At 62.5% G+C, this 11,606-nt stretch carries 8 protein-coding genes; 4 read left to right on the top strand and 4 right to left on the bottom strand.

All coding sequences use genetic code 11. The annotated features are described in order from the left end of the window. Window positions 1-14: 14 nt before the first annotated feature. A complete protein-coding gene (gene pykF, locus ACTG1P_RS07070; RefSeq protein WP_031227651.1) occupies window positions 15-1,427 on the bottom strand; it encodes a pyruvate kinase PykF in 1,413 nt (470 codons plus the stop codon). 308 nt (window positions 1,428-1,735) lie between these two features. On the opposite strand from pykF, the gene ACTG1P_RS07065 reads away from it, so the two are divergent. Continuing rightward, window positions 1,736-1,978, top strand: coding sequence for a hypothetical protein (locus tag ACTG1P_RS07065; protein ID WP_440000861.1), 243 nt, complete (start codon window positions 1,736-1,738; stop codon window positions 1,976-1,978). 167 nt (window positions 1,979-2,145) lie between these two features. Beyond that, window positions 2,146-2,910, top strand: a complete 765-nt coding sequence (locus tag ACTG1P_RS07060; protein WP_440000860.1) for a DODA-type extradiol aromatic ring-opening family dioxygenase — start codon at window positions 2,146-2,148, stop codon at window positions 2,908-2,910. A gap of 89 nt (window positions 2,911-2,999) precedes the next feature. On the opposite strand, the gene ACTG1P_RS07055 is transcribed toward ACTG1P_RS07060, so the two are convergent. The 3 genes from ACTG1P_RS07055 to ACTG1P_RS07045 all read right to left on the bottom strand — a co-directional run bounded on the left by ACTG1P_RS07055 (window position 3,000) and on the right by ACTG1P_RS07045 (window position 8,507). Then, a complete protein-coding gene (locus ACTG1P_RS07055) occupies window positions 3,000-6,752 on the bottom strand; it encodes an AAA family ATPase (protein ID WP_440000858.1) in 3,753 nt (1,250 codons plus the stop codon). Next, window positions 6,749-7,975 (bottom strand): exonuclease SbcCD subunit D C-terminal domain-containing protein, encoded by a 1,227-nt coding sequence (locus tag ACTG1P_RS07050; protein WP_440000857.1) that lies wholly within the window; start codon window positions 7,973-7,975, stop codon window positions 6,749-6,751. The genes ACTG1P_RS07055 and ACTG1P_RS07050 overlap by 4 nt, the downstream gene beginning before the upstream one ends. A 103-nt stretch (window positions 7,976-8,078) precedes the next feature. Beyond that, window positions 8,079-8,507 carry a GNAT family N-acetyltransferase gene (locus ACTG1P_RS07045; protein ID WP_005338252.1) on the bottom strand — a complete coding sequence of 143 codons (429 nt, stop codon included), beginning with the start codon at window positions 8,505-8,507 and terminating at the stop codon, window positions 8,079-8,081. Window positions 8,508-8,687: 180 nt separating this feature from the next. Between ACTG1P_RS07045 and rdgC the strand changes: the two genes are divergently transcribed. Continuing rightward, window positions 8,688-9,599 (top strand): recombination-associated protein RdgC, encoded by a 912-nt coding sequence (gene rdgC / locus ACTG1P_RS07040; protein ID WP_005347467.1) that lies wholly within the window; start codon window positions 8,688-8,690, stop codon window positions 9,597-9,599. 191 nt (window positions 9,600-9,790) lie between these two features. Continuing rightward, complete coding sequence (gene ggt, locus ACTG1P_RS07035; protein WP_440000856.1) at window positions 9,791-11,572, top strand: gamma-glutamyltransferase; 1,782 nt, start codon at window positions 9,791-9,793, stop codon at window positions 11,570-11,572. Window positions 11,573-11,606: the final 34 nt, after the last annotated feature.

Genomic DNA, 11,606 nt, shown 5'->3' with positions numbered 1-11,606 from the left:
TCGTTCAGCTCTGATTAAAGAACGTGAACAGAAGCGGTGTTGGTGGTGCCGCTCGGTACCAGAGCACCGGAGACCATCACAACCACGTCACCTTTCAGACCCATGCCGATTTCCAGCGCGGCTTCTTTACCGATGCGATAGAAATCGTCGGTAGAGGCGATGCTGTCAACCACGTGAGCAACCACACCCTTGGTCAGAACCAGCTGTGCAGCAGTCTTCTTGTTGGTGGTGATAGCCAGGATCCAGGCTTTCGGGAAGTACTTGCGAATGGCCTTGGCAGATTTGCCGCCTTCGGTAGCAACCACGATCAGCGGGGCGTCCAGCTTCTCGGAGGTCTCTACGGCGCCTTTACATACGGCTTCGGTGATGCGCAGCTTGTTGCTGTCGTTGGCAGCAGACAGGTTGGACGGCATCACGGCATCGGTACGCTCGCAGATGGTGGCCATGATGGTCACGGCTTCCAGCGGGTACTTACCCTTGGCGGATTCACCGGACAGCATCACTGCGTCGGTACCGTCCAGGATGGCGTTGGCCACGTCACCAGCTTCGGCGCGGGTCGGACGCGGGTTCTTGATCATGGAGTCCAGCATCTGGGTGGCAGTGATAACCACTTTGCGGGCTTTGTTGCACTTGGCGATGATCATCTTCTGGGCGAAGATAACTTCTTCAACCGGGATCTCTACACCCATGTCGCCACGAGCAACCATGATGCCGTCGGAAACAGCCAGGATCTCGTCGAAGTTGTCCAGACCTTCCTGGTTTTCGATCTTGGAGATGATCTGGATGTTCTCGCCACCGTGGGCTTTCAGGTGCTCACGGATTTCCAGAACGTCTTCTTTCTTGCGGATGAAAGAAGCAGCAACGAAATCAACGCCTTGCTCGCAACCAAAGATCAGGTCGCGCTTATCTTTCTCGGCCAGGGCCGGCAGCTTGATGGAGACGCCCGGCAGGTTAACGCCTTTGTTCTCGCCCAGATCACCGTTGTTCAGCACTTTACAGATAACTTCGCGCTCGGTGATTTCGATAACGTCCAGACCGATCAGGCCGTCATCAACCAGGATGCGGTTGCCGACGCGCAGATCGTTGGCGAAACCTGCATAGGTCACGGCCACTTTGTCTTTGTTGCCAACCACAGTCTGGTCGGTGGTGAAGGTGAAAGTCTGGCCAGCGACCAGCGCGACGTCGTTGCCGCCTTCCAGCTTCATGGTACGGATTTCCGGACCCTTGGTGTCCAGCAGGATAGCTGCGTGCTTGCCGGTCTCGGCCATCACAGCGCGCAGGTTGCTGATGCGGCTGCCGTGCTCGGCGTAGTCACCGTGGGAGAAGTTCAGGCGCATGACGTTCATGCCAGCGTCCAGCATTTTGGCCAGCATTTCTTTGGATTCGGTCTTCGGACCGATGGTGCAGACAATTTTGGTCTTTTTCATGTCAATCTTCATGGTTAAGGAATTTCCGCCGAGCAATATACACCAGTTTTTGGAATCTTTTTATGATCCAGAAACAACGTTTTGACCAGATAACGTTTTCTTTTCAGGGATAACGTTTTCCTGTGAGTCACATTTTAGAGCATACGGTCACAGGTTCGGGCTGAAGGGATACAAATGTTGCCATCTGTGGTTGTTTGGCCGGGTTGAGGTTCAGATGTTGTAAAATGACCACCCGTCCGCTGTCACCGTCTTGTCACCGGCTTGCGCAAAAATGTTAGTTCATTGGCGCACGGGTGAAGGAGGCCGGGATGAAAAACAGCCATGAAACCGGATGGGCTCTGCTCTTGCTGGGCGCCGCCTTGCTGCTGGTTCAGACGCTGCCAGCCCGCTACTGGCCTGATAATGCCGGTCTGCTGGCGATCTTCTCCCATCCGGTGAAAGGGGAGGCGGCCGCCGAGGGATTGGCGTGGCGAGAGTGGCAGGATCACAGTGCAGCGACCCGGATGGCGTTTCGTGCAGCCCGACCGCAGCCGGATGCGCCGCAGCCTTGATATTTATTGCTGCTTACCGGTCGTGAAGGCGTGAAATTATCAACCATTAGTTGATAGTTCTTATCTATCTTGCTGGATTGTCCACCTTTCATGGCGGGAGGATAATCGATTCCAACAGCGATATCCCCTCCGGTATCGCCCCCTGATACTTTGTTGGAGTCCGCTTTATGTCCCTCGCCCCCGTCTGGTTTATCTCTCACGGCGCACCGGATCTGGTGCTGCGTGAGCAACCCGCCACCCGCTTTCTGCGAACCCTGCGTCTGGGTGAGCTCAAGGGGCTGGTGGTCATCTCCGCCCACTGGTTCAGCCGCGAGCTGCAGATCAACGTCGAGCCCAAACCGGCGCTAATGTACGACTTTTACGGCTTTCCAGAGCCCCTCTACCGGATGCGCTGGCCTGCCAGTAGCCCCGAGTGGCTGCAACAAGGGGTGAGCGACCAGCTGGCACTGGCCGGACTGACCGCCACCCCGGTGCGGCGCGAGCTGGATCACGGGGTCTGGTCACCACTCTCCCTGATCGACCCAAACAGCGAGATCCCGCTGGTGCAGATCTCCATTCCCGCGAGCTTCACTCCGGCCCAATTGTGGCAACTGGGCGAGGTGTTGGGGGCACTGCGCAGTCAGAGGATTGGCATCCTCGCCTCCGGGGCCATCACCCACAACCTGCGGGCGCTGGCGCCGGAAGGCTCGCCAGTGCCGGAGTGGGCCAGCCAGTTTGTCGACTGGCTGGAGCAGAAGATGGCCGACGAGGATCGGCTGGCGCTGCTCGACTATCGCCAGCAGGCCCCCGGAGCGGTGGAGTCCCATCCCCACGATGACCACCTGCGCCCGCTCTTTGTGGCGTTGGGGGCGGCCGATGGTGTGGCACCAACCCGGCTGCACGAGAGCTGGGATGGTGGCAGCCTCTATATGGGCGCATACCGCTTCGGTTGATAGCCTCTCAGCAAGACCCCGCCAATTGGCGGGGTCTTGTTATTTACAGCGTGGTGGACCGATGGTACTGGTGATTGAGCCGAAGGCTCTCAGGGAACCACTACCCGGCTCTCGCCGCCGCCGAGGGCTTCGACCCTGATCTGCACGCCGATCCGCTCCACCAGGGTCTGGACGTGGGAGATGACCCCGATCTGGCGACCGGCGGCCTGCAGGGAGTCGAGGCTGGCGAGCGCCAGGTCCAGACTGTCCGGATCCAGGGTGCCAAACCCTTCGTCAATAAACAGCGACTCGACCTGGGTCTGCCGTGACGAGAGGCTGGAGAGGGCCAGCGCCAGCGCCAGCGACACCAGAAAACTCTCGCCACCGGAGAGGGAGTCCACCGAGCGCACCTCATCCCCCATGTCGAGATCCACCACTTGCAGCGCCAGATCGGTGCCGGGTACCCGCTCCAGCCGATAGCGCGGCGACAGCTCGGCGAGCTGGGCGTTGGCCTCCAGCAGCAGACGCTCGAGGGTGAGGCTCTGGGCGAAGGTGCGGAACTTGGCGCCGTTGGCCTGCCCGATCAGATCGCACAGCTGCTGCCAGTGGTCGGCCACTGCCTGCTGGGCGGCCAGCTCCTGTTGCAGGCTGCCCGCCTTGAGGGCAGCTGCTTCGGCCTGTGCCAGCTTGCTCTTGCACTCGAACAGCTGCTCTTCAAGGGCGCGACAACGGGCATCGAGTGCCGCCAGCTGATCGCTCAGCTCTGCATCCGGCAGGGCAGCCAGCTCGGGGTGATGCTCGCGATAGCGATCCCGCTTGCTCTCCTCCAGTGCCAGCGCCCGTTGCCGCTCGGTAAGGCGGGTGCGCGCCTCGCCAAGGGCATCTTCCAGCCCTTGCAGGGCAGTGCGGCGAGCCTTGAGTTCATCGGGGCTGATGGCGAGCAGGCGGCGAAGGTCATACTCGGCAATGCCGAGGGTGCTGGCATGGGCAGCCCAGCGCCCCAGCACCTCCCGCTTGCGGCGGCTGCTGGTCTGCTTTTCCTGCTCCACATGAGTGAGGCGGGTTTTGAGTTCGGTCTGCCGCTCCCGCAGAGCACGAGCGCTGCTTTGCATCAGCTCCAGTTCGCTGGCGAGCTGTTGCAGCCGCTGTTGCCAGCGGCTCTCGACCAGCGGGATCTCCTCGCCACCCAGACAGGCGGCGCGGCTGGTGAGCAGCCCCTGACGCTGCTGCTCGTGCTCCTTGTAGTCCCGCTCGAGTTTGTGCAGCAGTTCGCGCTGGGTCTGCAGGCGAGCCTCCTGGGCGCTCAGGGCAGGGGTGAGGCTGGCGATCTCGCTGGCCAGCCGCTCCCACTCGCTCTGGCCGTGCAGCCAGGCTTCGCAGGCCCGCTGCCACTCGTGCCACTGCTGGCTGCCGAGCCATTGGCGCCACGGTTGGCCGCCCATCTGCTCATCGAGGCGGTGGGCGCCTTGCTCGAGGCGCTGGCGCAGGGTCGCCTCCTGCTCGCCCATCCCCTTCACTTCCCCTTCCAGCGCGATGCGCTGGCGGTCGGCCTCTTGCCACTGCTGGTCAAACTGCTGGTGCTGGGCAGCCAGTTGGCTCAGTTGTTGACGCACCCCTTGCAGCTGTTGTTGGCCAAGCTGGGCCTGACGCAGCTGCTGCTGGCTCCGGGCCAGCCCCTGCTCCAGCGCCTGGCCACGGCCAAGCAGGGTGCTCATCAGCTCGTTCCACTCAATGGGGCTTTGGCGCAGCGGCAGCGGATGACCCAGCAGGGTATCGCCCCCCAGCTGTTGCCAGCGCTGGGTCAACTGCTCGGCGCGGGTTTCCAGCTCCGGCAGATGTTGCTGACGCACCGCCAGCTGGCGGGCCAGCTCCTGACGCTCGCTCTCGCACTGGATGTATTGATGATTGAGCCGATCCCATTCGAGTTCGAGGCTTCTGACCCGCTCCGCCAGCTGACCTAGGATCCCCGCCACTTGTGGTTGGCTCTGGCTGTAGGGGTGCTCCCCGGAACCGCACAGCGGGCAAGGTTCGCCATCGCTCAGGATATGGCGATACTGCTCGAAGCTGGCGATGGCACGGGACTGCTCCAGCGCATGGCGCGCCTCGTCCCGCTGCAGGGCGAGCCGCTCGCGGGCGGGGGCCAGCTCTTCGCCAAGGGTGGCGAGCTTGCCCAGCGCCTGCTCCAGCTGGGCAATCTCCTGCTGCAAGCGGCCATGTTGTTCGCCGTGGTTGCGGCCATAATCGGCCAGCTCCAGCAGCTGGCGGAGCTGGCCCAGCTGTTCGGTCTGTTGCTGCCACTGCTCCTGCGCCTTGGCGAGGCGGCTCTCCCACTGCTGCTCCTGCAACTCGTTCTGTTGCTCTTGCAACCGAGCTTGTTCATGTTGCCAGTAGTCGCGCTCTTGCTGGCCTTGCTCCAGCTGGCGCTGCAACTGTTGCAGGGCGCGCAGCTTGTGATCCCGCAGGATGAGCAGTTGCTGCAGCTTGTCGGCATCCTCGGCCCAATCCTGCATGGCGGTGAGCAGGGGCTGCCACTGGCGGGCAACCGGTGCCAGCTCCTTGTGCTCTTCGAGCCAGAGCCCCCACTGCTGGTGCTGCTGCTTGAGCAGCTCCACCTGTCGGCTCTGCTCGCGCCAGCCCTGCTCCAGCGTGAGCTGCACTTCTCGTTCCTGCGCCCCCTCCTGCTGGATCTTCTGCAACTGCTGCACTTTTTCCCGGATGCGGGTGTCCAGCTCCTGCGCCCGCTTGAGTTCGGGTTGCAGGGCACCCCATTCCCGCTCGGCGGCGATCTTCTCTGCCAGCAACTGCTGTTCGGTCAGCGCGCTCTGCTGGGTCTGCTCCTCAAGTTTGGCAAGTTCCGGCCCCAGCTCGGCGATCACCTTCTCCTGCTGCTGCACCTCAAGAGTGAGGCGGGTCAGCTCGTCGTGATCGGCGCGGGCCACCTGGGCTTGCTCGGCACGGGCAAACTCCTCGCGCTCGGGGGCCGCGGCGCCGTGGGCCTGCAGGGCGGCATCGAGCGCCGCTTGCCCCTCGGCGCAGCCCTGCAGCTGGGCGGCAATGCGGCTATTGAGATCGCGCAAGTCCTGCATCAGCAGCTGTTGTTGTTGTTCATGTTTGAGGGTGGTGGAGAGGCTCACCTGCTGGCTTACCCAATGCTCGCGGGTCGCTTCGTCCATCAGCGCCACGTCGCCGAGGCGCTGGGCGATGGTGGCCAGCTTCTGCTGCTCTTCCCGCGCCCGTTCATAGGTCTGGATGGAGATGGCGGAGTAGAGCTCGGTGCCGGTCATCCGTTCGAGCAGGGCGGAGCGCTCGTTGGCGTCCGATTTGAGGAAGGCGGCAAATTCCCCCTGCGGCAGGATCACCGCGCGGCGGAACTGCTCCCAGGAGAGACCCACCAGCTCGTCGATGCGATCCTGCAGTTCCCGTTTGCTGCCGGAGAAGACCTGCCCGGACTCCACATCGGTCAGGGTTCGCTCCTGCGCCTGAAAACGCCCCTCCGAGCGGTTTCGCGCCCGGCGCACCGCCCAGCGGGCCAGCCAGATGCGGCCATCACAGCCGCGAAACTGCACCTCGGCAAAACCGCTGGCGTGGCCGCGACTGAGAATGCCGCGCACGTCGTTGGCCTTGAGTTTCTCCTCGTCATCCATGCGGCCCACTTCGGCCACGTTCTTGCGATTGGCAATAAAGCGCGGCATCTCGTCGTATAAGGCCAGACAAATGGCATCGAGCAGGGTGCTCTTGCCCGCGCCGGTATTGCCGGTGATGGCAAACAGACCGGCGGCGCCGAGCGCCCCCTTGGTAAAGTCGATGGTGAAGGGGCCGGTCAGACTGGCCAGATTCTCACCTGACAGAGACAAGATTTTCATTGGTTTGACTCCTTCACCTGCTCCAGGATCTCTTCAAACGAGGCGACCAACCCAGCCTCGGGCTCCCCTTCAAACTGGCGCTGATAGCAGAGGCGAAACACCTCGGTGGGGGAGAGCTCATCGAGCCTGCGCCGCTCGCGGCCATCGGCCAGCCCTTCCCCCGAGCCCTGATACTGGGTGCTGATGCGGGCCAACCGCACTGGCTTGTCGGCGATGGCCGCCAGAATGCGCTCGCGGATGCGGGCCTCGGGCTTGGGCAGCAGCAGCCGCACTTCGAGGAAGGGCTGTGCCTCTTGTGGACAAGCAGGCAGCTTGAGCGATGCGATGGCGTTCAGCGCGTCGTCGAGGGTGCTCTGGGGCAGGCGGATCATCTCCACTGCGCGGGGCACCGGGATCCGCTCCAGCCCGGCCAGTTTGCCTTCTGCAAAGGTCACTTCCAGCACCTGATGGTTGTAGTTGGCTTCGGCGAGCGAAAGCGGCAGCGGTGAGCCGCTGTAGTGCACCCCGTCGGCCGGGCTCTGGGCCAGATGGAGGTGACCGAGCGCCGTGTAGTCGGCACCGGCAAAGAGTTCGGCAGGCAGGGCGTGCTGGTTGCCGCCGAGCACCCGCCGCTCCGACAGCTCCGAGAGCTGGCCCGCCGCCAGATAGGCGTGGCCCATGGCGATCAGCGGCAGCGCCTCCCCGCAGCGGGCGCGCCCTTCGGCCAGCACCTCGGCGTAGACCTGTCGAACCCCTTCGATCAGCCTGTCCTGCCCCTCAGCCAGCTGTTCTACCCGCAGATCGCTGCTGCGCAGGAACGGCACGGCGGCGCACCAGGCGGCGATCTTGCCCTCCCGGTCTTGCAGCGGAACCAGCAGACGGTCGGTCTCGAGCTTGCCCTCACTGTCGCGGCTGATGCTGCCCACCAGATGCAGGTCAAAGGCACGCAGCAGCTCGTGGGGGGCATCCAGCTTGGAGGGGGAGTCGTGGTTGCCGCCGATCAGCACCATGTTGAGGTGGGGCATCTCGGCACGCAGCCGCGCCAGAAAACGGTAGAGTTGTTGCCAGGCGCTGGCGGGCGGATTGGCGGTATCAAACAGATCGCCCGCCACCAGCAGGGCGTCGATCTCGCGCACCTTGAGGGTGTCGCTCAGCCAATCTAGGAAGGCATCGTGTTCAAAACGGCGGTCATGACCATGGAGTTGATGGCCAAGGTGCCAGTCGGCGGTATGGAGGATTTTCATTGGAAAGCAGCCCGGTTGCAGGGACGGTGCCTGTGGCACCCGATGAGGACAAGATGAGGATGCCCCGTGCTTTTTTCAAGTAAAACAGGGGGCTGGCATCGATTCAGGCCGGTTCGCAGCACATCCGGTATTGGGGGTGGCCGGTAAGGGGATCGGACTCCTCGGCCTCAATGACGAAGCCGTGGCGGCGATAGAAACGCACCGCCTGATCATTCTCGACGAAGACCCTGGCGTGGAGCGACGCCCCCTGACGCTTGGCTTCCTGCAGCAGAGCGTGGCCGACGCCGCGACCCTGACGGTCGGGGCGCACGAACAGGGCGGCGAGATAGTTGTCCACCAGTGCCATGAAACCGAGCAGATCGCCGCGCTCCTCAAACACCCAGATGGCGGCGCGATCGAGATAGCGGGTACGCAGATCCTCCTGTGCCTGCCACCAGCAGGAGGCATCGACGAAATCGTGAGCCTGCAGGGAGGCCAGCAACCAGATTTCGACGATCTCTTCCATGTCTTCCGGGCGACTGGGCCGTAACATAATTTCATCCTTGTTAACAACTTGCACAACTCGCAGTCTAGGGGAACTTGGTGACCGCTCAGGTGATATAAATGAGACCCTGTGAGGTCGATCGCCCTTTATTTAGCGAGAATGATTGGCTGATCACAAAGCGCCTCTCTAGTACAATGCCCGCCGGACAATCTAGAGACCGAGGACGCCATGTGGTTTAAAAACCTGCAGATTTATCGCTTTACCCGCCCCTTTGACCTGACCGTGGATCAGCTGGAAACCCAGCTGGAAGCCTGTGCCTTCACCCCTTGCGGCAGTCAGGACATCTCCCGTTTCGGGTGGGTCAAGCCCCTTGGCAAATTCGGCTCAACTCTGACCCACTCTGCCTCCGGCCACATCCTCATCTGCGCCCGCAAGGAGGAGAAGATGCTGCCCGGTACCGTGGTCAAGGAGATGTTGGCCGAGAAGGTAGAGGCGATCGAGTTCGAACAGGGACGCGCCCTCAAGAAGAAAGAGAAGGAGGCGTTGAAAGAGGAGATCCTCCACACCCTGCTGCCCCGTGCCTTCAGTCGTACCAGCCAGACCTTCGCCTGGATCAATCCGGCCGACAATTTGATGGTGGTGGACGCAGGTTCTGCCAAGAAGGCGGATGATCTGCTGGCACTGTTGCGTAAATCCATCGGCTCCCTGCCGGTGGTGCCGGTGGCCCTCAAGAACCCGCCGGAGATCACCATGACCGAGTGGCTGAACGAGGGCAATCTGCCCGCCTCCTTCACGCTGGAAGATGAAGCCGAGCTGCGCAGTGCCATGGAGCACGGCGGCATCATCCGCTGCAAGCAGCAGGATCTGATGACGGATGAAATCAAGAACCACCTGGCCAACGACAAGCTGGTGACCAAGCTGGCCCTCAACTGGGGCGAGACCGTTAGCTTCGTGCTGGGGGATGATCTCTCCATCAAGCGCCTGAAGTTCAGCGAAGAGCTGCGTGAGCAGAATGACGACGTCACCAGCGAAGATCCGGCCGCCCGTCTGGATGCGGATTTCGCGCTGGTCACCGCCGAGCTGTCCCAGTTTATCCCGGCGCTGTTTGCCGCCCTGGGTGGCGAAGAGCAGTCCATCTAACCGGACATGCGCCTGTTTGGCCTCTGCCATCCCATCGTAAAAGCCGCCTTCGGGCGGTTTTTTTATGTCTGTTACGGATAGCCATTATTGATAGATAAGTAAGATATTGATCTTGTTCAATAACTTGAGCTACCAGCGCCAATCGTGACATAGTCCCTCTTCATGGTCATAAAACAGACAAGGAGAGTGTCATGTTGCGCAAACCGCTGGGGCTCGCTATCGCCCTTGCCCTGCTGGCCGGTTGTGCCAGTGACAACGGCTTTCACTACACCCCGCCAGCCCAGACCCTGATCGCACCCGAAGCCGCCAGTGGCTGGACCGACAAGCAGGGCTGGCAGGGCCATGACTTCATGGTGGCGGCCGCCAACCCGCTGGCGGTGGATGCGGGTTACCAAATCATCAAGGCCGGTGGCAGTGCCGTCGATGCCGCCATTGCGGTGCAGCTGGTGCTGACGCTGGTGGAGCCGCAATCTTCCGGGATCGGTGGCGGAACGCTGCTGCTGGTGTGGGATGGCCGCAAGGTGAGCGCGGTGGATGGCCGCGAGACGGCGCCGGCTGCCGCCACCGACCAGCTGTTTATGCAAGATGGCAAGCCGCTGGCGTTTTATGACGGGGTGGTGGGAGGCCGCTCGGTCGGTGTTCCCGGTACCCTGCGCGCTCTGGCACTGGCCCATCAGCGTTATGGCAAGTTGCCCTGGGCTGCGCTGTTCGAGCCTGCCATCACGCTGGCAGAACAAGGATTTGTGATTAGTCCACGGCTGGCCACATTGCTGGCCAAGGATCCCTATCTGGCACGGGATCCGCAGGCGCGAGCCTACTTCTATCAGGCGGATGGCAGCCCCAAAACGGCGGGTACCCGGCTGACCAACCCGGCGCTGACCAAGGTGCTGCGTACCCTGGCCACAGAGGGTGCGGACGCCTTCTATCAGGGGCCGCTGGCGGATGCCATGGTGGCCAAGGTACGCCAACATCCCACCAACCCCGGGGTTTTGGCGGCCACCGATCTGGCCAACTATCAGGCCAAACTGCGGGATGGCCTCTGCTTTGACTATCGCCAGAGCAAGATCTGCGGTTTCCCCACCCCCTCGTCCGGTACCCTGGCACTCGGCCAGATCTTCGGCATGCTGGAGAGCCGCGATATGGCGGCCCTCAAGCCGATCACCACGAAGGAGGGGGGACTGGCAGCCTCCAGCGAGGCTATCCATCTCTACAGCGAAGCGGCGCGTCTGGCCTTCGCCGATCGCAACCAGTACGTCGCCGACAGCGATTTTGTCAGCGTGCCGGTGAAGGGGTTGCTGGACAAGGGTTATCTGGCCGAGCGGGGCAAGCTTGTCGGTCAGCACTCCATGGGGATTGCCAAGCCCGGTACGCCGCCACTGGCGCTGGCGCGCGGCAAGGATGCGACCCCGGAACTCCCCTCTACCAGCCATGTCTCGATCGTCGACAAGGCGGGGATGGCCATCTCCATGACCAGCTCCATCGAGGATGGTTTTGGATCGCGTCAGATGGTCAACGGTTACCTGCTCAACAACCAGCTCACCGATTTCTCTTTCACCTCGGTGGATGCCGCCGGTCTGCCGGTGGCAAATCGGGTGGAGCCGGGCAAGCGGCCCCGCTCCTCCATGTCACCCCTGCTGGTGTTTGACAAGCCAAGCGGCGAGCTGACCATGACGCTGGGCTCGCCGGGGGGCTCCGCCATTATCAACTACGTGGGCAAGACCCTGCTCGGTACCCAGGATTGGGGCCTGAACCTGCAACAGGCCATCAACCTGCCCAACTTTGGCAGCCGCAACGGCCCCACCGAGCTGGAAGCGGGGCGCACCCCCATGTCGGTGGTCGAGGGATTGAAGGCGAGGGGACATGAGGTGGTGCTGAACGAACAGACCTCCGGCCTGCAGGGGGTTGAGCGCAATGCTGGCGGCTGGTTTGGCGCTGCGGATCCGCGCCGGGAAGGGATCGCCAAGGGGGAGTGAGGTTCCCATCAACAACAAGGCCAGCATGATGCTG

Source organism: Aeromonas sp. 11P (genome assembly GCF_051920165.1).
GTDB classification, from domain to species: Bacteria; Pseudomonadota; Gammaproteobacteria; order Enterobacterales; family Aeromonadaceae; genus Aeromonas; species Aeromonas veronii.
The sequence above is the reverse complement of the archived record's forward strand: the minus strand, read 5'-3'. Positions and strand labels throughout refer to the sequence as shown.